This is a genomic window from Paenibacillus sp. FSL R5-0766 (assembly GCF_037971845.1).
Taxonomy (GTDB): Bacteria; Bacillota; Bacilli; order Paenibacillales; family Paenibacillaceae; genus Paenibacillus.
Genome location: NZ_CP150227.1, coordinates 6,112,753 through 6,135,090 on the forward strand (window position 1 = coordinate 6,112,753; position 22,338 = coordinate 6,135,090).

Below are 22,338 nucleotides of genomic sequence, written 5' to 3' on the forward strand. Positions count from 1 at the left end.
TCGCTTCCCTTGTTTTGCTTGCGCAAAGCCAAAAGTCGCTCTCACCCGATACCATCACAAAAGCAATTTAACTACCTTTATACACTTGACTTGTTTGCACAAGTTCAGCTAAAAAGGAATGTTCTAATTCGCGTTTGTTTCGTTTCGATATCTAGTTTTCAAAGAACAAACTTGTAAATCATTTTGGTGGAGCCAAGCGGGATCGAACCGCTGACCTCCTGCTTGCAAGGCAGGCGCTCTCCCAGCTGAGCTATGGCCCCATATGAAATGAAAAGGTGTAGATGGTGGGCCCTGGTGGACTCGAACCACCGGCCTCACCCTTATCAGAGGTGCGCTCTAACCAACTGAGCTAAGGGCCCACATTATATATACTATTTGAACCCAAAATGGGTTACGCTTGGCGGCGTTCTACTCTCCCAGGACCCTGCGGTCCAAGTACCATTGACGCTGAAGGGCTTAACGGTCGTGTTCGGGATGGGAACGTGTGGAACCCCTTCGCTATCGCCACCAAACGTTTGAGAGTTTGAGCTCTCAAAACTGAGCAACGAGTGAGTAACTAGCCGACCTGGCTAGGTTTTGCAGCTAAGCTGCGTATTTGAATGTTTCCGTTGCAGGAAACGATTCTCCATAGAAAGGAGGTGATCCAGCCGCACCTTCCGATACGGCTACCTTGTTACGACTTCACCCCAATCATCTATCCCACCTTCGGCGGCTGGCTCCTTGCGGTTACCCCACCGACTTCGGGTGTTATAAACTCTCGTGGTGTGACGGGCGGTGTGTACAAGACCCGGGAACGTATTCACCGCGGCATGCTGATCCGCGATTACTAGCAATTCCGACTTCATGCAGGCGAGTTGCAGCCTGCAATCCGAACTGAGACCGGCTTTGTTGGGATTGGCTCCATCTCGCGATTTCGCAGCCCGTTGTACCGGCCATTGTAGTACGTGTGTAGCCCAGGTCATAAGGGGCATGATGATTTGACGTCATCCCCACCTTCCTCCGGTTTGTCACCGGCAGTCTATCTAGAGTGCCCACCCGAAGTGCTGGCAACTAAATATAAGGGTTGCGCTCGTTGCGGGACTTAACCCAACATCTCACGACACGAGCTGACGACAACCATGCACCACCTGTCTCCTCTGTCCCGAAGGAAAGGTACATCTCTGTACCGGTCAGAGGGATGTCAAGACCTGGTAAGGTTCTTCGCGTTGCTTCGAATTAAACCACATACTCCACTGCTTGTGCGGGTCCCCGTCAATTCCTTTGAGTTTCAGTCTTGCGACCGTACTCCCCAGGCGGAGTGCTTAATGTGTTAACTTCGGCACCAAGGGTATCGAAACCCCTAACACCTAGCACTCATCGTTTACGGCGTGGACTACCAGGGTATCTAATCCTGTTTGCTCCCCACGCTTTCGCGCCTCAGCGTCAGTTACAGCCCAGAGAGTCGCCTTCGCCACTGGTGTTCCTCCACATATCTACGCATTTCACCGCTACACGTGGAATTCCACTCTCCTCTTCTGCACTCAAGTCACCCAGTTTCCAGTGCGATCCGGGGTTGAGCCCCGGGATTAAACACCAGACTTAAATGACCGCCTGCGCGCGCTTTACGCCCAATAATTCCGGACAACGCTTGCCCCCTACGTATTACCGCGGCTGCTGGCACGTAGTTAGCCGGGGCTTTCTTCTCAGGTACCGTCACCTTGAGAGCAGTTACTCTCCCAAGCGTTCTTCCCTGGCAACAGAGCTTTACGATCCGAAAACCTTCATCACTCACGCGGCATTGCTCCGTCAGGCTTTCGCCCATTGCGGAAGATTCCCTACTGCTGCCTCCCGTAGGAGTCTGGGCCGTGTCTCAGTCCCAGTGTGGCCGATCACCCTCTCAGGTCGGCTACGCATCGTCGCCTTGGTGAGCCGTTACCCCACCAACTAGCTAATGCGCCGCAGGCCCATCCCCAAGTGACAGATTGCTCCGTCTTTCCAGTTCTCTTCAGGCGAAGAAAACAATTATTCGGTATTAGCTACCGTTTCCGGTAGTTGTCCCAAACTTGAGGGCAGGTTGCCTACGTGTTACTCACCCGTCCGCCGCTAACTATCAGAGAAGCAAGCTTCTCATCAAGTCCGCTCGACTTGCATGTATTAGGCATGCCGCCAGCGTTCGTCCTGAGCCAGGATCAAACTCTCCAATAAAGTATTGAAAAGAGCGATAAGCTCATTTTGAATCTGACGAGATTAAAAATCTCATTTGTGCTCCAGCCGATCCAAGCCAAGGCTCGTCTCAAACTTTTGCGTTCATTCTGCAAGCAGAATGTTTACTCACTCGTTGTTCAGTTTTCAAAGATCAAACATTCAATTTACTGCTGTCTTTCATGTTGTCGTCGTTTCAGCGGCGACTTTTATAATATATCATGTTGAAGTTCTCTTTGCAAGCATTATTTTTTCAATTCTTTTCAATCGCTTTATTTTCATGCTTGTTTCGGTGAACCGCTCCTAAAAAAGGAACGAAAATTAATTTACCATATGAAATTAGAAAGGTCAACCCTTTTTCGACAAAAAGTATGAAACCCCCAACAATTTCACATTTTCATGGTTCAGAGGTACAGCACCCGCTATTGAGAGCCGCACCTCACTTCCACTACTGTAAATCGAATATATGACCAGCTTCAGCATTACGGCTTCGACTTTTTCAGTTTTCCACCTCTTGCATACTTGGACAACTCTTTTGGCGGGGCAAAGCGTGCATACATGCGGAACACAGTCTTATATCGGCTCGCGATAGCATATTTGATCTCTTGGTCAAGACGATTATCACTCAGATCGAACAGCATTTCATCTAATTCTTTACGTAGCACATAGTCTAATTCCTTGCATTCCTTATCGTTAAACAACATACCCAGCATTAGAGTTCTCCTTTTTGTGCATAGCCTCTTTATCACACTTACACAAGTTTCATGCAACAACCCGTGCATTCGCTTTTATGGGTGCTGCTGGAACCCGTTTTATTGTTATGGTCAACTTTCTGAAAATTTATGAATGCCAACCAACACAAAATTTTATCCTCTCACCAGAGTATACGTAAGTGTGCTTTCGATGATTGCTGCAACAAGAAGCAAGATGACAACCCAGAAGGATGCCGTTAACGTCCTATTCATGAATGCTCTCCACCGGGTACCCATCGTATTTCGCTTGTCACTTCCAAGTTGTGCAAGGCTTTTGATAACCAGACCACCAAACTTCAGTCCGAAGGCGCAAGCAATAATAATGACCGGAATCTCAATAATGCCATGCGGAAGTAAACCTTTAACCACAATATCATAGAAGCTTGCTCCATAATTCATCGTGGTGTGCACCACAAATCCAAGGACCATCCCATTGATCAGCAGGAAGATGACAGGCAGAATTCCGAAGAATATACCGGCATAGATGACAAGTACACTTTTGATGGCATTATTGAAAAAGATAAACAGGAAGAAGTTCCATTGCACATTGCCCCCCTGCTCCAGCCGTTCACTGACTTCACGTAAACCTCCGATTTGGTTCAACAACAGTTCTTCCAGTGGTCCTGTACTCACCCACCCTGCCCCTATTCCAACAGCAAACAAAACTACGGACCAGATTAATGCACTGCGGATGGAACCAAGATCTTTAAGAAATGTACTGAATTTTAACATAATAACCTCCTGTAGAATCTAAAATGATGGACAAACAAGGTTCCGTTACGAATAACTGGAGAGTACGAGCATACATTGGAGAGTAAACAAGCATTTCTTATGGGAGAGGGGCGCTTATTGAAATGAACTCGTTCTATGTATTTAGCGGGAAAAAGATTAAACGGTACCTGATTGTCTTCGTTGCTGCCATCTTTGCGATCGGTATTATTTATCTGGAGCGTGGCAATGTCTCCGTATTCTCGGAGGAAGCACCATCGGCCGTCTACAGCGTTCCAACCGAGAAGAAGGTAATTGCACTTACCTTTGACATCAGCTGGGGAGATAAACGGACAGAGCCGATTCTGAAAGTTCTTCAGGAAAATAAAGTGCAGAAGGCAACCTTTTTCCTTTCGTCCCCCTGGAGCAAGACACACCCCGAAATTGTTACTGCCATCAAAGAGGCAGGATATGAAATTGGCAGCCATGGTCACAGACATGAGAACTACAGCAGCCTGACTGAAGAAGAAATTCGCAAAGAAATTTCGACAGCTCATAGCATTTTAACCGATTTAACGGGAAAAGAACCGAAATTAATACGTCTGCCCAACGGGGACTTTGACAAGCGAGTGCTTCAGGTAGCCAATAGTCTGAATTATCAGGTTGTTCAGTGGGATACCGACTCTTTGGATTGGAAAAACCCTGGTGTACAGACCATAGTTGATCGCGTAGTAAGCAAAGCACATCCAGGGGACATCGTACTGCTGCATGCTAGCGATTCCTCTAAACAAACTCATGAAGCACTCCCTGTCATTATCGACAAATTAAAAAATCAGGGCTATGAATTCGTAACCGTGTCTGAGTTGCTTAACCATTCCAGTGTAGAAGGTAAGGAAGTTCGTGATCAAGCCAGCGGTCAATAATTGGTAGATCGCTTGGGCTACAGCTCAAATACGAGTGTAAAAGTTGAAAAGAGCTAACCAGGTTAGCTCTTTTTGGTATGTTTTTATGCAAAAGGATTTTATGCTCGGCTTTCTTTCAACTGTTCTGCCTTTCCACTTACACTCCCGTTCGTAGATACATCCACCAGCCTGTGCAATATCAGCATTTGGTATGCATTACATAAGAGCAAGGGAACCACAATAAATATGGTTGCAGCATTCACATCAATACGTAATACGCCGATCGTCTCCACTATGGTGACGGCAATCATGAAAAAGAGTGTAGGTACAAGCGCGGAGATATGAGTGAGCTTTACTTTAACGTAAGCGGTAACAATTGCAGCTGCCAAAATAATGATACCTAACACAATATCCGATATGCGCTCCCGGTCTCCCCCAACAAACAGGCGTAAAAACATCACGTCAAGCAGGGCTAACACCGTTAGTACAATCTGCACGATCTGCCAACCGCGCTTTGGAAATACACCTTTACCCATATAATTCAATATCAGATATGCAAAGAAACCCATTTGTGAATAAACGCTGATCATAACCCCTGATCCAAATAGGATCAAAAGATACAGAAGAAAATCATTCAATCCATTTGTTTTCTCCCCGTTCACCAGCATCATAATCAATCCTGTACCCAATGCTCCCGCGGCCCCAATAAGCAAGGCTGTCCAAAACAGGAAAAACCATCTACGTAAATTCAAAAGTTTTCCACCCCCGAGTGTTTATTTTACCAACCTTCTCAGCAAAAAACCATCATTGCTCAACATATTTCCCCCTTTCCCATCACATACTACATCCAGTATCTAATCAAGGAGGGATTGTACACATGAAACGGCCTTTGTGGCAGCTATGCTGTGTCGTACTGGGGCTATCCGTCATGCTTGCCGGCTGCGGTTCAGATCAGAGTTCTTCGCCTCCTCAGGGCAGTTATAAAGAGATGAAAACAATGGTTGTAGATATTTTGAAAAGTGACGAAGGCAAGAAAGCGGTGGAGGAAGCTCTTACAGGTCAAAGCTCATCCAGCAGTGAAGGCGGCGGTTCAGAAGAAGGTGGTGGCGGATCGGGTGGTGGTTCGGGAACCATTGGTATGAAAATGTTAATGCCTGTGCAATCTTCGGAACAAATACGTATTGCAGTAAAAGACACCATCACAGCTCCCGAATACCAGAAGGAATTCGAGAAGATCATGACAGATCCACAGTTTGCTGGGGAGTTCGCCAAAGTGATTAACGCTCAAAGCAAACAACTTCATATGCAGTTGATTAAAGATCCCACATATCAAAAATCTGTTGGAGACATCATGAAGTCACCTGAAGTATCCAAGATGTTCATGGATATGACCAAGACTCCGGATTACCGTAAACAGACGATGACTGTCATGCAAGAAGTGATGCAAAACCCGTTGTTCCGTATGGAAGTACTCACTTTGCTCAAGAAGGTAGTACAGGACGAATTGCAACCCAAAGTGGAAAGTGGCGGAAAACAGGGGGAAGAGCAAGGCGGACAGCAAGAGGGTCAGGGCGAAGGTGGTAGTGATGGCGGCGATGGTGGAAGTGGAGATTCTGGCAACGGTGGAGGTTCATAAACAGTAGATGTTGGTATATCACAGAAACTGAAAAGCCTGCATCCGAATGGACGCAGGCTTTATTTGTATTTATAACACTCATACCATTAGAATTTGGATTCAATGGACCTGGCCACTTCATCGTAGATAGCCCCTATACGGGAATCTGCTTTGTATACCGAAGGTGAGAAATCAGGCTCGGAAGGATGATTATCCGGTGTACCTAATGGAATCTGGGCAAGCAAGCTTGTATGCAGACTTTCCGCAAGTCTTCCCCCGCCTCCACGACCAAAGACATAATCCTTCTCTCCGCAACTGCCACACTCATAATAAGCCATATTCTCAACCACACCAAGTAACTCATGATCGGTCTGAATGGCCATCGCACCCGCACGTGCTGCGACAAAAGCTGCTGTTGCATGCGGCGTGGTAACGATGATTTCCTTGCTCTGTGGCAACATCTGATGCACATCCAAAGCAACATCTCCCGTACCTGGTGGCAAATCCAGTAATATATAATCCAATTCGCCCCACTGGACATCCGTAAAAAATTGACGCAGCATCCGACCTAGCATGGGTCCACGCCAAATTACCGGGTTGTTCTCCCGAATAAAGAAGCCCATCGACATGACTTTGACGCCAAAACGTTCAACTGGTTGAATAACGCCATCTTCAACGACCGGATATTCTTCAATCCCCATCATGTCGGGTACACTGAAGCCATAGATATCCGCATCAATTAAGCCCACTTTTTTGCCTTGACGTGCCAAAGCTGCAGCGAGATTAACGGTTACCGTTGATTTACCAACGCCACCTTTACCACTGGCCACAGCAATAAAACGAACACCTGATTCAGGACTTAACAATTCATGTCCATCCAGACCCGCTGCGTGACCTTTTACGAGCACTTCGTCCCGATCTGGCTCATTATCGGGTTGTCCCATATTCAGGCTCTCACGATCATGCTCAGAAGCCGCACGTACACGAATATGTACATCCTTCAGTCCGTGCTGAGACAACAGATTACGCGTTGCATCACTCAAGGCCGTTGTATCCTCAGGTCGATTTTCAAGTGTCACTATGGTCAGAGCCACATGATTTTCTTTCACCATAATATCTCGAACCCATTCCAGTTCGGTCAGACTTACTCCCAATTGTGGTTCTTGTAATGGCTGTAATAGTTCAAGTATCTGTTCTTTTGATAACATCAGACAGCACCTCAGCTTTATCTATTGGCATGTAATTAGGTATGCTGATCCAATTATATCATTACCTTTCTTGTTCTGACTAACTTTTAGGCCGTTCTCCTGAGGAATATCTGAGAATTCCATTATAGATCGAAGCAGCTACCTTGCGTTGATAAGCTTCGTCGGCAAGCATACGTGCCTCTTCCGGGTGAGAAAGGAAACCCACTTCTACCAGCGCTGAAGGGATCTTCAGAGCCTGTAACAGATAAACCGTATTCACCGTTTTGGCGATTCGATCTGTATTCTCCAGATTACGAACCATCTCTTGTTGAAGCAGATTAGCCAAACCTTCGTTATCCGGATGATTAGTTGTATAGAAAACCTGCGCTCCACTCCATCGGTTGGATGGGACACTGTTCATGTGAATGCTAATAAAGAGATCTGCTTGCTTATCCTCTATCCGCCGTACTCTTTGTTTCAGATCTTCCGTCTTACGTTTGGAATACCCCTTCGTGTCCGATTCGGCCAAATCCGTGTCTATTTCTCGTGTCATCACCACTAAGGCCCCTGCCTGTTGCAAATAATCTCTCACATACAGGGCGATAGACAGATTGATATCTTTTTCAATAACCCCCTGTTTACTCACCGCTCCTCCATCTGGACCTCCGTGTCCTGCATCAATGGCAATGACTTTACCTGCCATCGGCAAACTCCAATAACCTGACGTCTTAGCGGAAGGCAGTTCATAGGACATTACCGCCACTAACATGGCCAGTAGACAGAGACTCAGCATGACCCTTTTGATTGTTTTTAACCTAATCCAGACTACAAAGTGTTTCCCCATATTTTTACGCATAAAAAAAACCACCTCGTCCCTATAAATGACTCTAATCATCTATATGGGACAAGATGGGCAAATATACCGCTAGGACCGGACTTGCTCCGCCATTCCTTCAATCAGCACCTCAGCTACCTCAGGACGTGTAAATTCAGGTGGAGGGCACTGGCCGTCACGGAGCAGCCCGCGTACTTTGGTGCCGGAAAGCGCCATATGATGTTCTTTATCATGTGGGCAAGTTTTGCTGGATGCCATATTTCCACATTTGGTACAGAAGAAACTATGTTCGAAGAACAACGGAGTGATCCCCAGTTCCTCTGCTGTAAAGTTCGTAAAGATCTCCTGTGCTTCATATGTTCCATAATAATCACCAACACCCGCATGGTCACGACCAACAATAAAGTGGGTACATCCGTAATTTTTGCGAACCATTGCATGAAAAATAGCTTCACGTGGACCAGCATACCGCATCGCTGCGGGGAACACACCAAGGAACGCACGATCAGCCGGGTAATAGTTCTCCAGTAATACCAGATAACTCTTCATCCGAACATCTGCGGGAACATCGTCCGACTTTGTCTCTCCAACAAGCGGATTCAGGAAGAGTGCGTCGACAATCTCCATAGCGCTCTTCTGAATGTACTCATGAGCCCGATGGACCGGATTACGTGTCTGAAAACCAACTACCGTCTTCCAACCCTTCTGCTGAAAAATCTTCCGGGTATCTGCAGGATCATAATAGAATTCTTCGAATTTCGAAGGTTTGGGACGATTCAACACTTGGATTGGACCACCTACGTATGTTGCAGGACGCTCCAACAGTTTTTTAACACCCGGGTGCTCGGGATCATCTGTTTTGAATACACGCCGGGCTTCTTCACCCTGATCCACCTGGTATATACTTTGGACTTCGAGCAATCCATAAGTGACTCCATCTTGATCACCAACAAGTTTCACACGTTCACCAATCTGGAGGGATGCCGCTTGTTTATCGTCAACAGCAAGTGTAATCGGTATACTCCAGACTGTTCCATCGGCGAGACGCATGCGAGACACCACCGAGAGGTAATCTTCCTCATTCAAGAAACCTTCTAATGGTGAGAACGCACCCACACCAATCAGATCCAAATCTGATATCGTCCAGGTATTAATAAGCAAAGAGGATAAGTTTTTACTGTCTTGCAACAACTGCTCCCGTTCTTCTCCTTGTACGATACGCTGAACCAGCGTACCTCCATGAGGCAGAATCGATGTCATCTTGTCAGCTCCTTGTATATCTATTATTTATGAAGGCCACATTCCGTTTTATCATTACCAGACCAGCGTCCGGCACGTGGGTCCTCTCCAGGCATAACTTGACGTGTGCAATGCTCACAACCAATACTTGGGTAGTTCTGATCATGAAGAGGGTTATATACAACGTTATTGTCACGAATATATTGCCATACATCCTCAGTCGTCCAGTGCGCAATCGGATTAAACTTCATCAGGCCAAATTTGGAATCATATTCAACCTTCTTCGAGTTTGCACGAGTTGGTGCTTGATCTCTACGAATACCTGTAATCCATGCATCGTACTGAGAAAGAATACGTGTTAACGGTTCGACTTTGCGAATGTTACAGCACCCATTGGGATCAGACTTCCACAACTCTTCACCGTGTTGAGCTGCCTGCTCTTTCGGAGTAATCTTAGGTGACACGCGTACAAATTCAAGGTTGTAGTTCTCCTGCATCTTATCACGTGTTTCGTATGTTTCTTTAAAGTGAAAATCTGTATCCAGATAAAAAATGTCTGTGGATGGGCTGATCTTCTGCAACATATCTACAAGTACAACATCTTCTGCACCAAAGCTACATGCAAAAGTGATATTTGGGAATGTTTCAATAGCATACCGAATAATATCCTCTGGACTGGCATGTTCCAGTTCCTCTGCCTTTGCCCGTGCCAATTCTTCTTTCTCCAACAAGTTCATCTGTGAATTTCCCCCATTCTGCATTTCAACACACCTAAAGCCGACTAATCTAATATGAATTATGTTTAGTATAAATCTTTCATTGGGGATGTCAATGCCTGCCATATGGTAAAATAAATCAGTTTTTGACCATTTTGATCGTTGCTCTCATACAATAATTTGGTTCAATTTATCCATTTCTCTGTTAACGATATAAAAACAATGCTGTTGGCTCAGATCATTAGGCAGGTATAAAAACATCTCATGGCCTGTGAAACCTTTGCTGCTGCTGGGTTTGGACAGTTCATGTCGCAAAGAGCATCATCAAAAATTCACTGCCCGATTGAAAATGAAGGACAAAAAGAAGCAGTTTTAAGAGGATCAGCGTTGCGACATTTAGCGGTTGATATGTAAGGGACTTTTATCGTTTCCATAAGAAATACTGATATGGATTGCAATAAAGATTTAAGCGCAAAAAACAGTAAACCGAGTGCATTCAAGAAATCCGGCGTGAGCTCTAATCGATGATTTTATAGGAGCTGTTATAAAATGTGTGGTGAGCGATAGGTAAGAGCGTAAGAGCAAATCCAATGATCTATGCGATTAGAGAGGTTCAGTATGCTGTAGATGTTTATTACGTACATATTATAGGACTGTATTGAGGGACATTAAGAGAACATTGAAAAGGTAAAGGTAATGAAGGAAAAATGCACAAGCATGGGGAAAGACATCAGAGGTATGAGAGCTATCGTACAAACTAATATAATAAATGGCGGAATGGTCATGAATATATAAAAAAGCCTTTGACCGAGGCCAAAGGCTTTTAATATTAACGTTTGGAGAACTGAGGTGCGCGACGAGCCGCTTTAAGACCGTATTTTTTACGCTCTTTCATACGTGGGTCACGAGTCAAGAATCCTGCTTTTTTCAGGGATGCACGGTATTCCGGATCTGCTTTGAGCAGAGCGCGGGAGATACCATGACGGATAGCGCCGGCTTGACCGGAGATTCCGCCACCATGAGCAATAACAAGAACGTCATAGTTGTTGAGCGTTTCTGTCAAGTTCAGTGGTTGTTTTACGATCAGTTTGAGTGTTTCCAAACCGAAGTATTCATTAATATCACGTTTATTGATGACAATGCGTCCTTCACCCGGTACAAGGCGAACACGTGCTACCGAATGTTTACGACGACCTGTCCCATAGTATTGTACTTGTGCCATGAAACTGTCCTCCTTTTAATTAACCGCGAAGTTCGTAAACTTCTGGTTTTTGTGCTGCATGTGGATGCTCAGTGCCTCTGTACGCTTTAAGTCTCAACTTCATTTTCTCGCCCATGCGAGTTTTAGGAAGCATACCGCGAACAGCCAGTTCCAACATACGCTCAGGTTTGTTTTTAACCATCTCTTCAGCTGTAGTTACTTTCAAACCACCTGGGTGCATTGAGTGACGGTAGTATTTTTTACCTTGCATTTTCTTACCAGTCAATACGATTTTCTCAGCATTGATGATAACAACGAAATCGCCAGTGTCCACATGTGGAGTGAATTGTGGCTTGTGTTTGCCGCGAATCAAAGCTGCTGCTTCGCTCGCCAAACGTCCGAGGGTTTTGCCTTCAGCATCAATGATGTGCCATTGGCGCTCAACTTCGTTAGGCTTCGCCATGTACGTAGTACGCATGAAAAGTTCCTCCTTAAAATGTTCAAAATCATCATTTTCATTTATCTTCGTTCGTTAAGTTATAACTTTAGGTGTTGATGGATTGTAAATTTGATGTGAACCTCTTAATTGGGGCTGTGGGAAAGCCATTAAGAAAACACAACTTTTATATTACATGATAGGCGATTAAATCGCAAGTGTTAATTAAGCTTTTCACTCACCAAATTTAATCTTTTTTGTATTCAAGATCCCAGAGCATTAAACCGCAGCTAACTGCAGTAGGTCCTGCAGCAGATCGATTACATGCAGCAATCATATTCGGTACATCAGAGGCTTTCCGTTTGCCCTCTCCGATCTCCAGCAGTGTCCCTACAATGATACGAACCATATGCTGCAAAAAGCCGTTACCACTCACATAAATGTGAATGACACCCTGATCGCGCGGATGGTCTCTGCACATTGATCGGTCCACTTCCATCCATGCTTCGTATACCGAACGGACATGATTCTCTTTCTGAGACTTGCGTGAAGCAAAAGAGGTAAAATCATACGTCCCTATGAAATGTCGTAAGCCCTCCTGCATTGCCATAATATCAAGCTTCGCATGATGATGATACTGCAGTCTTCTGTTGAATACATCCGGAAATTGATTCGCATTGACTGTATAACGATACGTTTTCTTTTTCGCTGCATAGCGAGAATGAAAATCAGCCGAAACTTCAATCGCATCAATAACGACAATATCGGATGGTAGTCTGGAGTTGAGTGCAATACACCAACGTTCAATCGGGATCTGGGACTCCGTAGGAAAATTGAAGATTTGTCTGCGGGCGTGAACACCTGCATCTGTTCGGCCTGAACCTGTAATTTTAACTTTCTCACCGGTTAAAGCACGAATCGCATCTTCAAGATGATCCTGAATGGTATTCCCACCCGGCTGTACTTGGAAGCCGTAATAGGCAGTGCCATCATAAGTTAACGTCATACATAAGTTCCGCATTAATACCACACCTTTGTTCCATACTATACATATCCCTATCCCGAACAGCAAAAGAAGCCCCTTACGGAGCTTCTATTACAGCACGAATTCCGAAATGAAGAGAAAAAAAGGGTTAATCCAGAATCGTTGATTCTGTCCCCTTTCCTCATCTCAACTGTTTTACGCGCGGTCTACCAGTTCCAAGTAAACCATTGGCGCTGCGTCACCACGACGAGGTCCCAGTTTCAAGATACGAGTGTATCCACCTGGACGCTCAGCGTAACGACCGGACAATTCGCTAAACAGTTTTTGGATTGCATCTTGCTCACCATCGATAGTTTCGCGGCGAACATAAGCTGCCACTTGGCGACGGGCATGAAGATCTCCCTTTTTCGCTTTAGTGATCAGTTTTTCAGCAATAGAGCGAACCTCTTTTGCTTTCGCTTCAGTTGTCTGAATGCGTTCGTATAAGAACAGGTCGGTTACCAGGTCACGGAACAAAGCTTTACGTGCGCTGGAATTACGGCCCAACTTTTGGTATGCCATTGTTTTCCCTCCTTCACTTCAAGCACTCGGCTGTCTATTCTTCTGTACGGAGTCCCAAACCAAGTTCCTCAAGCTTCTCTTGAACTTCTTCCAAAGACTTGCGTCCGAGGTTACGGACTTTCATCATGTCTTCTTCCGTTTTCGTAGTCAGCTCTTGCACGGTATTAATACCAGCACGTTTGAGGCAGTTGTAGGAACGAACAGAGAGATCCAGCTCTTCAATCGTCATTTCGAGTACTTTTTCTTTTTTGTCTTCTTCTTTTTCGACCATGATCTCTGCATCTTTCGCTTCGTCTGTAAGACCCACGAAGAGCATCAAATGCTCAGTCAAAATTTTAGCGCCGAGGCTTACAGCCTCTTCAGGACGAATACTTCCATCAGTCCAAACTTCCAACGTGAGCTTGTCATAGTTGGTCACTTGACCGACACGCGTATTTTCCACAGCGTAGTTAACGCGACTGATCGGGGTGAAGATGGAATCGACTGGGATGACGCCGATCGGCTGGTCATCGCGTTTATTCCGATCTGCCTGGACGTAGCCGCGACCGCGATTGGCAAAAATACGCATGTGAAGTCTCGAACCTGGTCCGAGCGTAGCAATGTGCAAATCCGGGTTAAGGATTTCCACATCGGAGTCAGCACGGATATCTCCAGCCGTAATTGCTCCTTCGCCTTCAGCATCAATCTCGAGCACTTTCTCCTCGTCCGAATGAATCTTAAGCGACAAAGCTTTCAGGTTAAGAATAACCTCCGTTACATCTTCCATTACGCCAGGAACTGTAGCAAATTCATGCAGAACGCCATCGATTTGAACCGAAGACACTGCCGCACCCGGCAGTGACGAGAGCAAGATTCGGCGAAGCGAGTTTCCTAGCGTCGTACCGTATCCGCGCTCAAGCGGTTCTACTACGAATTTCCCATAGGTGCCATCATCGTTGACGTCTACCGTCTCAATTTTCGGCTTTTCGATTTCAATCACTGCAATACCCCTCCTTCAAAACGTCGGTCCTCTATGAAACATTTACCTTCTCTTGCGAAAACATGTAGTAGTATGCCTAATCAACCATTATTAGCAGATTGTGCCGGAAATATACCACATGCAGGGGCAAATCTCATTAGACACGACGACGTTTTGGAGGACGGCATCCGTTATGCGGGACTGGAGTTACGTCTTTGATCAGGTTAACTTCAAGACCAGCAGCTTGCAAAGAGCGGATCGCTGCTTCACGGCCTGCGCCTGGTCCTTTAACCATAACCTCAACGGCTTTCATCCCATGTTCCATTGCAGCTTTGGCAGCAGTCTCAGCAGCCATTTGTGCAGCAAACGGAGTCGATTTACGGGAACCTCTGAATCCGAGGCCGCCGGAGCTTGCCCACGAAATTGCGTTTCCGTGAGGATCCGTAATAGTAACGATAGTGTTATTGAAAGTGGAACGGATATGCGCCACGCCAGATTCAATATTCTTACGGTCACGACGTTTAGTACGTACGACTTTTTTCGGTTTAGCCATTTTCTCTTATCCCCCCTTATTATTTCTTCTTGTTCGCTACTGTACGACGAGGACCTTTACGAGTACGAGCATTCGTTTTCGTACGTTGTCCACGAACAGGCAGACCACGACGATGACGAACTCCACGGTAACAACCGATCTCCGTCAAACGTTTAATATTCAAAGAGATTTCTCGACGCAGGTCACCTTCTACTTTGACCTCTTTATCGATACTTTCACGCAATTTGCTGACTTCATCTTCCGTCAAATCACGAACACGAGTGTCCGGATTGATGCCTGTTGTGCTCAGAATTTTCTGGGAAGTCGTTTTACCGATTCCGAAAATATAAGTCAAGGCGATCTCAACGCGCTTATCACGTGGCAAATCCACACCAGCTATACGTGCCATTTTACGCTACACCCCCTTCTTTAACCTTGTTTTTGTTTGTGTTTCGGATTTTCACAGATAACCATAACATTCCCTTTGCGGCGAATGACTTTGCATTTTTCGCAAATCGGCTTGACCGAAGGTCTTACCTTCATGTGAATTACCTCCTCAAAGTTTTGCTAAGCAAAACCCTCTTCGTAAGCATTGACCTTGTTCTACTATTGTAAAACCGGCTTCGAAGCTTTCGCAAGTTTTGCCGGGCAAAACCCGCTACATAAGCTTCACAGTTCATTGCAACTGTCTACTACTATTTACGGTAAGTTATGCGACCTTTTGTTAAATCATAAGGCGACAACTGAACAACTACTTTGTCTCCAGTCAGGATACGGATAAAGTGCATCCGCAGTTTTCCGGAAACGTGAGCGAGAATTTGATGACCGTTCTCAAGCTCAACCTTGAATGTTGCATTCGGTAGCGGTTCGAGAACCGTACCTTCCACTTCAATGACATCTTCCTTAGCCATTAGTCAGTCTCCTTTCTCTTCAGCTTGAATGTTGGTGGATTCCAGAAATGAATGAACCGCGTAACGGAGCTTTCCATTTGTCACCCGACCACTCTCGTTTAAACTGTTCACAACCTCGCTGCTAATCATGGGCTGGAGTTCAAGATGAAGAAGATTCTTCTTCTTTGGTTGATCAAACTTACGTTTGTCTCCATCCGCAATATATACGAACTTACCGTCCGCTATAGCAACAATTACTGCGGCTTGGTCCGCATTGCGGCCTTTACGGATCTTCACAAGTTGACCGAGCTGCGGATTAGACTGACTGTTCATGCCTCATCACCTACGCATTCAGTTTCGTGAAAATTTCCATACCATCTGGTGTAACTGCTACGGTGTGTTCAAAGTGGGCACATAACTTACCATCAACCGTGACGACAGTCCAGTTATCTTCCAACGTTTTCACATACCGTCTACCTACGTTAACCATCGGCTCTATGGCCAGCACCATGCCCGCTTTAAGCCGTGGTCCCCGATCGGGAAGACCATAGTTCGGAATCTGTGGTTCTTCGTGCAGATCTGCGCCTATGCCGTGACCGACATATTCACGAACTACGGAGAACCCTTCATCTTCAATATATTTCTGAATCGCATGAGATATTGTAAACAAGCGAACGTCCGGTTTTACCAGCGCCAGACCTGCGTATAACGAAGCCTCGGTAACGTCCAGAAGACGACGGGCTTCTTCGGAAATACGGCCGACCGGATAAGTCCAGGCGGAATCTCCATGATACCCCTGGTACTGCGCGCCAATGTCAAACGTAACGATATCGCCCTCGTTCAACTTGCGTTTGCCGGGAAATCCATGTACCAACTCTTCATTGACTGAAGCGCACACACTGGCAGGGAAACCGTTATAACCTTTGAAAGACGGCACAGCTCCTTGACTGCGGATATATTGATCAGCCATATGGTCAAGTTCTCCAGTCGTAATACCGGGAGCGATATGCTCTGCCAAGAGACGATGCGTTTCCGCAACAATTCTCCCTGCTTCCCTCATCAAGCCCAGTTCCGTTTCGGACTTACCAATGATCATCAATTAACCTCTCAGTAAGGACACGATTTCTTGAGAAACTTGATCGATATCCTGTTCTCCGTTCATTTGACGAAGAAGACCTTTAGTCTCATAGAACGTGAGGAGTGGTGCTGTTTTGTTGATATACTCGTCCAGTCGTGTACCTACACTCTCTTCATTATCATCAGAGCGTTGATACAACTCACCAGCGCATTTATCACAAATACCTTCCTGCTTAGGCGGATTGAATACCACATGATAAGTGGAACCACAGTTTTTACAAATTCGACGACCCGTCAAACGAGCCAGCAATTTGTTGCGATCCACTTTCAGGTTGATTACATGATCGAGACCTGAGTTCAATCTATCCAGAATGCCATCGAGCGCTTCTGCTTGGGAAAGGGTTCTTGGAAATCCGTCCAAGAGAAAACCTTCTCTGCAGTCAGGCTGCTGCAAACGTTCTTCAACGATGCCAATGGTTACATCATCTGGTACAAGCAATCCTTGATCCATATATTCCTTGGCTTTCATGCCAATGGGAGTTCCCTGTTTGATCGCGAGACGAAATGCATCGCCTGTTGAAATATGGGGAATACCGAACTCTTTCACGATGACGTCTGCTTGCGTTCCTTTTCCTGCCCCCGGAGGGCCCATGAATAGGATGTTCACGTTATGTCACTCCCTCCAAGACTACCCTACATCAACAAACAGCACAATAGGTGCCGGCAAGTAAATCTTCACTCGACCGGTACCTATTGCCTATTTATTGATAAAACCTTTGTAGTGGCGTTTGATCAATTGGCTTTCGATTTGCTTCATCGTATCCAGCGCAACACCGATAACGATCAGGAGGGATGTTCCTCCAATTTGCGCAGATTGAGGCAAACCAGAAAGTGCCCCTAAGAATACAGGCAGAACGGAAATGACTGCCAAGAAAATGGCTCCGGCCATTGTCAAACGAGTCATGACACGGGTCAGATATTTCTCGGTTGCTTTACCCGGGCGAATGCCTGGGATGTAACCGCCGTTCTTTTTCATATTATCAGCCATCTGCTGTGGATTCATCTGTACGAAAGTATAGAAGAATGTGAAACCGAAGATCATCACGACATACAGCAACATACCCAGAGGTTTGTGTGTAGTCAGGTTCTGTCCGATCCACTGTGCCCAGAGGCGATCTGCCCAGAAGTTGGCGATGATCGTTGGGAACATCAACAGCGATGAAGCAAAGATGACAGGGATAACACCTGCTGCATTAATTTTCAGCGGGATATGTGTATTCTGTCCACCGTACATTTTGTTACCTACGACACGTTTAGCGTACTGTACCGGAATCTTCCGAATCGCCTGCTGAATGTAAATGACCCCTATGATGATCAACACAATAACAATTGCGATGATAACACCTTTAAGAATATTCATAAACAGTTGGTCAGGTTGAATGAAGTCAGATTCGACCGTTTGTTTGATAATGTTAGGTACCGTAGATAGGATACCCGCAAAGATCAAGATCGAAATTCCGTTTCCTATGCCCTTCTCGGTGATCTGCTCACCAAGCCACATCAGGAATGAAGTACCAGCCGTAAGTACAATCGCGATCAAGATATAATCTGCAAATGTAGCGTTAGGCACCATCTCTGTATTGTACAAGCGGTTGAATCCGATCGACGTACCAAACGCTTGAATCAATGCCAGCCCGATGGTTAAATAACGGGTCAACTGTGCAGATTTCTTCTTACCTTGTTCACCTTGCTTTGCCCACTCCGCTAATTTAGGAATAACGTCCATGGAAAGCAACTGTACTATGATAGACGCAGTGATGTAAGGTACGATCCCGAGCGCAAATATCGAGAACTGGAAGAGCGCTCCACCCGAGAACGTATTGAGAAGTCCAAAAACTTCTTTACCCGCAGAATTTGTCGCTTCGAACACATCTTTGTTAACTCCCGGCACGGGGACAAAGGAGCCGATGCGGTAAATGATCAGTACAAAAAGGGTAAATAATACCCTTTTGCGCAGATCCTCAACCCGCCAGATATTCTTTAGGGTCTTGAACATTAAATCACCTCAGTTGTACCGCCGGCAGCTTCAATTTTCTCAATAGCAGATTGAGAAAACTTGTTAGCTTTAACAGTCAGCTTCACAGTGACATCACCGTTACCCAGGATTTTGATTCCGGATTTAGCGTTTTTAACTACGCCATTCGTCATCAAGAATTCTGGAGTTACTTCAGTACCCGCAGCAAAACTGTTCAGGTCTTCAGTATTCACAACTGCATATTCTTTGCGAGTTGGGTTTACAAAACCACGTTTTGGCAAGCGACGATACAATGGATTTTGTCCACCTTCGAAGCCTGGACGAACTCCACCGCCAGAACGAGAATTTTGTCCTTTGTGACCGCGACCTGATGTTTTACCTGTACCACTACTTGGACCGCGACCAAGACGTTTACGTTCTTTGCGGGATCCAGGAGATGGTGAAAGCTCATGTAACTTCATCGTTCGTTGCACCTCCTTAAAGATTTGTGGGATTAACCCGTTATTAAGCTTCTACTTCTTTAACAGCAACCAAGTGGCTTACTTTGTTAATCATACCACGAATGGCAGGATTATCGTTTTGTACCACTTTGCTATTGATTTTGCGCAAACCCAATGTTTTCACAGTTGTTCTTTGCGTCTCCGGACGTCCGATCAAGCTGCGGACGAGGGTAATTTCTAATTTAGCCATGAGAATTCCCTCCTTAACCCAGAAGCTCTTCGACGGATTTTCCGCGCAGTTTAGCCACGTCTTCAGCACGCTTCAAACGGGACAAACCTTCCAAAGTCGCATTGACCATGTTCATGGAATTCGAAGAACCCAGAGATTTTGTCAAAATGTCACCTACACCAGCAAGTTCGAGAACCGCACGTACAGGACCACCAGCGATAACACCAGTACCTTCAGATGCTGGTTTCAACAGCACGCGTCCTGCGCCGAACTTACCTGTTACCAAGTGAGGAATCGATGTTCCTACGAGTGGAACGTGTACAAGGTTTTTCTTAGCATCTTCAATACCTTTGCGAATTGCATCAGGTACTTCGCCCGCTTTACCGATACCAGCTCCAACCCAGCCGTTGCCGTCGCCGACTACAACCAGTGCGCTAAAGCTGAAACGGCGTCCGCCTTTTACTACTTTAGCTACGCGATTAATATTTACAACTCTTTCAGTCAGTTCCAAAGTATTCGGATCTACACGCAAGTCGTTAACCTCCTTTTGAAAAATATCTTAAAACTCAAGTCCTGCTTCACGAGCCGCTTCAGCCAATGCTGCGATACGACCATGGTACAGATAACCGCTACGGTCAAATACGATGTTGGAAACACCCTTGTCTTTAGCACGTTTAGCAACGAGTTCGCCAACTTTACGAGCTGATTCAACAGATGCACCATTTTTGATGTCAGTGCTCAATTCTTTGTCTACGGTAGACGCGGAAGCGATTGTTACACCAGCAACATCATCGATGATTTGAGCATACATATGTTTACCAGAACGGAATACGTTCAAACGAGGACGTGCTGCCGTTCCTTGGATTTTCTTACGAACACGAAGGTGTCTTTTCAGACGAGCCTTATTTTTATCTGGTTTCGTAATCATCTCAAAGATTCACTCCTTTCAGGTTACCTCGCTGGCTTCAAAGCAGAAGCCACGGGGTATATTAGAAACACACGAAGCAAGCAAGCCGAAAGCCGCGCAAAGGCGGTAAGAGAAATCTTATTTCTTCTTACCGGCTTTACCTTCCTTACGGATGATACGCTCGCCTTCATATTTAATACCTTTACCTTTGTATGGCTCAGGTTCACGTACGGAACGGATTTTAGCAGCGTAAGCACCTACACGCTCTTTGTCAATTCCGCGAACGATGATTTTTGTATTCGAAGGTACTTCGAATTCAATTCCCGCTTCCGGTGTAATTTCAACCGGGTGAGAGTAACCAACGTTCAGAACGATTTTATCTCCGGATTTGCTTGCACGATATCCGACCCCAACCAATTCCAGAGATTTCGCGAATCCTTCAGTAACGCCGCTCACCATATTGTTTACAACGCTACGCGTTGTGCCGTGCAAAGAACGGTGAGTTTTGTTATCGGAAGGACGCACAACTGTGATTTCGTTATTTTCAACTGTAACCTTCATGTCTTTATGAAGCTCACGAGTCAAAGTTCCTTTAGGTCCTTTTACCGTAATAACGGTGTTGTCCAGGGTGATGTCTACACCACTTGGTACTGTGATTGGTTTGCGACCAATACGAGACATATGTTGCACCTCCTATCTTGTGACGTTATATTACCAAACGTAGCAAACGACTTCTCCGCCGGATTTCGATTGACGAGCTTCTTTGTCCGTCATGATACCTTTAGATGTCGAGATGATCGCGATTCCCAGGCCACCAAGTACACGAGGTACTTCGTTACTTTTCGTGTAAACACGAAGACCAGGTTTACTGATTCTTTTCAGACCAGTGATAACGCGCTCGTTATTTTGACCGTATTTCAGGAAAACACGGATAATCCCTTGTTTGTTATCATCGATAACTTCAGCGTCACGGATGAAACCTTCACGCTTCAGGATATCGGCGATTTGTTTTTTCATTGTCGAAGCAGGCATTTCTACCGTTTCGTGACGAACAGTGTTCGCGTTACGAATACGAGTAAGCATATCTGCAATTGGATCAGACATAGTCATTGTGAGTTAACCTCCTTCCCGTTCAGGACTTTTTACCAGCTTGCTTTTTTCACGCCAGGGATCTGGCCTTTATAAGCTAATTCACGGAAACAAATTCTGCAAATTTTGAACTTTTGCAGGACCGAATGTGGACGTCCGCAACGCTCACAGCGTGTATATGCACGTACTTTAAACTTAGGTGTACGTTGTTGTTTAACTTTCATCGAAGTTTTTGCCACTTAGCCTGACACCTCCTAAATAATTTCGGAGAAAAGGGAGTCTTTCCAGACACCCGGAAACGTTATGCCAACATTACTTAACGAAAGGCATTCCCATTTGCGTGAGCAATTCGCGGGACTCTTCGTCTGTTTTCGCCGTTGTTACGATGACAATATCCATACCGCGGACTTTATCAACTTTATCATACTCGATCTCTGGGAAGATCAGTTGCTCTTTCAGACCCAGTGTGTAGTTACCACGTCCATCGAAAGCTTTACTCGATACACCGCGGAAGTCGCGGACACGAGGAAGCGTTACGTTGAGCAATTTATCTAGGAAGTAGTACATACGCTCACCGCGTAATGTTACTTTCACACCGATAGGCATATTCTCACGCAGTTTGAAACCTGCGATAGATTTTTTAGCACGAGTGATTACAGGTTTTTGACCTGCGATCAGTTGCAAATCGCTTACTGCGGAATCCAACACTTTAGAGTTTTGGACAGCGTCGCCCACACCCATGTTGATAACGATTTTCTCGATTTTCGGCACTTGCATTACCGTTGTATAGTTAAACTTCTGCATCAAAGCAGGAGCGATTTCTTGCAGGTAACGTTCTTTCATTCTTGATGCCATGAATCATA

The 22,338-nt window shown here is 45.6% G+C and carries 31 protein-coding genes, 2 tRNA genes and 2 rRNA genes; 3 read left to right on the forward strand and 32 right to left on the reverse strand.

Features of this window, described 5'->3' with window-relative positions; all coding sequences use genetic code 11:
• Window positions 1–184 precede the first annotated feature (184 nt).
• The 6 genes from MKY66_RS26425 to MKY66_RS26450 form a co-directional block, all read right to left on the reverse strand.
• A tRNA-Ala gene (locus MKY66_RS26425) sits at window positions 185–260 on the reverse strand.
• Between the two features lie 22 nt (window positions 261–282).
• Window positions 283–359, reverse strand: a tRNA-Ile gene (locus MKY66_RS26430).
• Between the two features lie 36 nt (window positions 360–395).
• Window positions 396–512, reverse strand: a 5S ribosomal RNA gene (gene rrf, locus MKY66_RS26435).
• Window positions 513–631: 119 nt separating this feature from the next.
• Window positions 632–2,184: ribosomal RNA gene (locus MKY66_RS26440) — 16S ribosomal RNA — on the reverse strand.
• Window positions 2,185–2,663: 479 nt separating this feature from the next.
• Entirely contained in the window at window positions 2,664–2,894 is a 231-nt protein-coding gene (locus MKY66_RS26445; protein ID WP_056697767.1) for a hypothetical protein, read from the reverse strand.
• A 153-nt stretch (window positions 2,895–3,047) separates the two neighbouring features.
• Complete coding sequence (locus tag MKY66_RS26450) at window positions 3,048–3,665, reverse strand: stage II sporulation protein M (RefSeq protein WP_036607221.1); 618 nt, start codon at window positions 3,663–3,665, stop codon at window positions 3,048–3,050.
• A gap of 122 nt (window positions 3,666–3,787) precedes the next feature.
• On the opposite strand from MKY66_RS26450, the gene pdaB reads away from it, so the two are divergent.
• The gene (gene pdaB, locus MKY66_RS26455) at window positions 3,788–4,564 is read left to right on the forward strand and encodes a polysaccharide deacetylase family sporulation protein PdaB (protein WP_076216866.1); all 777 of its coding nucleotides are present in this window, start codon (window positions 3,788–3,790) and stop codon (window positions 4,562–4,564) included.
• A gap of 98 nt (window positions 4,565–4,662) precedes the next feature.
• Here the strand turns inward: pdaB and MKY66_RS26460 are convergent, their stop codons facing one another.
• Entirely contained in the window at window positions 4,663–5,295 is a 633-nt protein-coding gene (locus MKY66_RS26460; RefSeq protein WP_076216865.1) for a KinB-signaling pathway activation protein, read from the reverse strand.
• Between the two features lie 125 nt (window positions 5,296–5,420).
• Between MKY66_RS26460 and gerD the strand changes: the two genes are divergently transcribed.
• Complete coding sequence (gerD, locus tag MKY66_RS26465) at window positions 5,421–6,179, forward strand: spore germination lipoprotein GerD (protein ID WP_076216864.1); 759 nt, start codon at window positions 5,421–5,423, stop codon at window positions 6,177–6,179.
• Between the two features lie 86 nt (window positions 6,180–6,265).
• Here gerD and MKY66_RS26470 read toward each other — a convergent pair whose 3' ends face one another.
• The 4 genes from MKY66_RS26470 to MKY66_RS26485 all read right to left on the reverse strand — a co-directional run bounded on the left by MKY66_RS26470 (window position 6,266) and on the right by MKY66_RS26485 (window position 10,156).
• On the reverse strand, window positions 6,266–7,366 hold the full coding sequence (locus tag MKY66_RS26470; protein ID WP_076216863.1) for an Mrp/NBP35 family ATP-binding protein: 1,101 nt from the start codon (window positions 7,364–7,366) through the stop codon (window positions 6,266–6,268).
• 79 nt (window positions 7,367–7,445) lie between these two features.
• On the reverse strand, window positions 7,446–8,201 hold the full coding sequence (cwlD, locus tag MKY66_RS26475) for an N-acetylmuramoyl-L-alanine amidase CwlD (RefSeq protein WP_036607212.1): 756 nt from the start codon (window positions 8,199–8,201) through the stop codon (window positions 7,446–7,448).
• Window positions 8,202–8,270: 69 nt separating this feature from the next.
• Window positions 8,271–9,440 (reverse strand): sulfate adenylyltransferase, encoded by a 1,170-nt coding sequence (gene sat, locus MKY66_RS26480; RefSeq protein WP_076216862.1) that lies wholly within the window; start codon window positions 9,438–9,440, stop codon window positions 8,271–8,273.
• Window positions 9,441–9,463: 23 nt separating this feature from the next.
• Window positions 9,464–10,156 carry a phosphoadenylyl-sulfate reductase gene (locus MKY66_RS26485; RefSeq protein WP_076216867.1) on the reverse strand — a complete coding sequence of 231 codons (693 nt, stop codon included), beginning with the start codon at window positions 10,154–10,156 and terminating at the stop codon, window positions 9,464–9,466.
• Between the two features lie 243 nt (window positions 10,157–10,399).
• On the opposite strand from MKY66_RS26485, the gene MKY66_RS26490 reads away from it, so the two are divergent.
• Window positions 10,400–10,549 carry a hypothetical protein gene (locus MKY66_RS26490; RefSeq protein WP_339806396.1) on the forward strand — a complete coding sequence of 50 codons (150 nt, stop codon included), beginning with the start codon at window positions 10,400–10,402 and terminating at the stop codon, window positions 10,547–10,549.
• A gap of 415 nt (window positions 10,550–10,964) precedes the next feature.
• On the opposite strand, the gene rpsI is transcribed toward MKY66_RS26490, so the two are convergent.
• The 21 genes from rpsI to rplE all read right to left on the reverse strand — a co-directional run bounded on the left by rpsI (window position 10,965) and on the right by rplE (window position 22,330).
• Window positions 10,965–11,357 carry a 30S ribosomal protein S9 gene (rpsI, locus tag MKY66_RS26495; RefSeq protein ID WP_017692105.1) on the reverse strand — a complete coding sequence of 131 codons (393 nt, stop codon included), beginning with the start codon at window positions 11,355–11,357 and terminating at the stop codon, window positions 10,965–10,967.
• A gap of 19 nt (window positions 11,358–11,376) precedes the next feature.
• Complete coding sequence (gene rplM / locus MKY66_RS26500) at window positions 11,377–11,814, reverse strand: 50S ribosomal protein L13 (RefSeq protein ID WP_024633564.1); 438 nt, start codon at window positions 11,812–11,814, stop codon at window positions 11,377–11,379.
• A 205-nt stretch (window positions 11,815–12,019) separates the two neighbouring features.
• Entirely contained in the window at window positions 12,020–12,793 is a 774-nt protein-coding gene (truA, locus tag MKY66_RS26505) for a tRNA pseudouridine(38-40) synthase TruA (RefSeq protein WP_076216861.1), read from the reverse strand.
• A 159-nt stretch (window positions 12,794–12,952) separates the two neighbouring features.
• Complete coding sequence (rplQ, locus tag MKY66_RS26510; protein WP_017692102.1) at window positions 12,953–13,318, reverse strand: 50S ribosomal protein L17; 366 nt, start codon at window positions 13,316–13,318, stop codon at window positions 12,953–12,955.
• Window positions 13,319–13,352: 34 nt separating this feature from the next.
• A complete protein-coding gene (locus tag MKY66_RS26515; protein WP_017692101.1) occupies window positions 13,353–14,297 on the reverse strand; it encodes a DNA-directed RNA polymerase subunit alpha in 945 nt (314 codons plus the stop codon).
• Between the two features lie 136 nt (window positions 14,298–14,433).
• On the reverse strand, window positions 14,434–14,829 hold the full coding sequence (rpsK, locus tag MKY66_RS26520; RefSeq protein ID WP_017692100.1) for a 30S ribosomal protein S11: 396 nt from the start codon (window positions 14,827–14,829) through the stop codon (window positions 14,434–14,436).
• 19 nt (window positions 14,830–14,848) lie between these two features.
• A complete protein-coding gene (gene rpsM / locus MKY66_RS26525; RefSeq protein ID WP_062329455.1) occupies window positions 14,849–15,217 on the reverse strand; it encodes a 30S ribosomal protein S13 in 369 nt (122 codons plus the stop codon).
• Between the two features lie 20 nt (window positions 15,218–15,237).
• The gene (rpmJ, locus tag MKY66_RS26530) at window positions 15,238–15,351 is read right to left on the reverse strand and encodes a 50S ribosomal protein L36 (protein ID WP_003333770.1); all 114 of its coding nucleotides are present in this window, start codon (window positions 15,349–15,351) and stop codon (window positions 15,238–15,240) included.
• Window positions 15,352–15,503: 152 nt separating this feature from the next.
• Window positions 15,504–15,719 carry a translation initiation factor IF-1 gene (infA, locus tag MKY66_RS26535; RefSeq protein WP_017692098.1) on the reverse strand — a complete coding sequence of 72 codons (216 nt, stop codon included), beginning with the start codon at window positions 15,717–15,719 and terminating at the stop codon, window positions 15,504–15,506.
• Window positions 15,720–15,722: 3 nt separating this feature from the next.
• Window positions 15,723–16,031: a KOW domain-containing RNA-binding protein gene (locus tag MKY66_RS26540; RefSeq protein ID WP_036607194.1), complete on the reverse strand. Its 309-nt coding sequence runs from the start codon at window positions 16,029–16,031 to the stop codon at window positions 15,723–15,725.
• A gap of 10 nt (window positions 16,032–16,041) precedes the next feature.
• Window positions 16,042–16,794 carry a type I methionyl aminopeptidase gene (map, locus tag MKY66_RS26545; protein WP_036607191.1) on the reverse strand — a complete coding sequence of 251 codons (753 nt, stop codon included), beginning with the start codon at window positions 16,792–16,794 and terminating at the stop codon, window positions 16,042–16,044.
• Window positions 16,795–16,797: 3 nt separating this feature from the next.
• A complete protein-coding gene (locus MKY66_RS26550; protein WP_036607188.1) occupies window positions 16,798–17,442 on the reverse strand; it encodes an adenylate kinase in 645 nt (214 codons plus the stop codon).
• A 90-nt stretch (window positions 17,443–17,532) separates the two neighbouring features.
• Entirely contained in the window at window positions 17,533–18,831 is a 1,299-nt protein-coding gene (secY, locus tag MKY66_RS26555) for a preprotein translocase subunit SecY (RefSeq protein ID WP_076216860.1), read from the reverse strand.
• Window positions 18,831–19,271 carry a 50S ribosomal protein L15 gene (rplO, locus tag MKY66_RS26560; protein WP_017692093.1) on the reverse strand — a complete coding sequence of 147 codons (441 nt, stop codon included), beginning with the start codon at window positions 19,269–19,271 and terminating at the stop codon, window positions 18,831–18,833. Before rplO ends, secY begins: the two co-directional genes overlap by 1 nt.
• Window positions 19,272–19,314: 43 nt before the next feature.
• Window positions 19,315–19,500 (reverse strand): 50S ribosomal protein L30, encoded by a 186-nt coding sequence (gene rpmD / locus MKY66_RS26565; RefSeq protein WP_017692092.1) that lies wholly within the window; start codon window positions 19,498–19,500, stop codon window positions 19,315–19,317.
• Window positions 19,501–19,513: 13 nt separating this feature from the next.
• The gene (gene rpsE / locus MKY66_RS26570) at window positions 19,514–20,011 is read right to left on the reverse strand and encodes a 30S ribosomal protein S5 (RefSeq protein WP_017692091.1); all 498 of its coding nucleotides are present in this window, start codon (window positions 20,009–20,011) and stop codon (window positions 19,514–19,516) included.
• A 27-nt stretch (window positions 20,012–20,038) separates the two neighbouring features.
• Window positions 20,039–20,407 carry a 50S ribosomal protein L18 gene (rplR, locus tag MKY66_RS26575; RefSeq protein WP_017692090.1) on the reverse strand — a complete coding sequence of 123 codons (369 nt, stop codon included), beginning with the start codon at window positions 20,405–20,407 and terminating at the stop codon, window positions 20,039–20,041.
• A gap of 117 nt (window positions 20,408–20,524) precedes the next feature.
• Window positions 20,525–21,067, reverse strand: coding sequence for a 50S ribosomal protein L6 (gene rplF, locus MKY66_RS26580; protein ID WP_017692089.1), 543 nt, complete (start codon window positions 21,065–21,067; stop codon window positions 20,525–20,527).
• Window positions 21,068–21,097: 30 nt separating this feature from the next.
• Window positions 21,098–21,496 carry a 30S ribosomal protein S8 gene (gene rpsH / locus MKY66_RS26585; RefSeq protein WP_017692088.1) on the reverse strand — a complete coding sequence of 133 codons (399 nt, stop codon included), beginning with the start codon at window positions 21,494–21,496 and terminating at the stop codon, window positions 21,098–21,100.
• Between the two features lie 32 nt (window positions 21,497–21,528).
• On the reverse strand, window positions 21,529–21,714 hold the full coding sequence (locus tag MKY66_RS26590; RefSeq protein WP_013312154.1) for a type Z 30S ribosomal protein S14: 186 nt from the start codon (window positions 21,712–21,714) through the stop codon (window positions 21,529–21,531).
• Window positions 21,715–21,787: 73 nt separating this feature from the next.
• The gene (gene rplE, locus MKY66_RS26595; RefSeq protein ID WP_076216859.1) at window positions 21,788–22,330 is read right to left on the reverse strand and encodes a 50S ribosomal protein L5; all 543 of its coding nucleotides are present in this window, start codon (window positions 22,328–22,330) and stop codon (window positions 21,788–21,790) included.
• Between the last annotated feature and the right edge of the window lie 8 nt (window positions 22,331–22,338).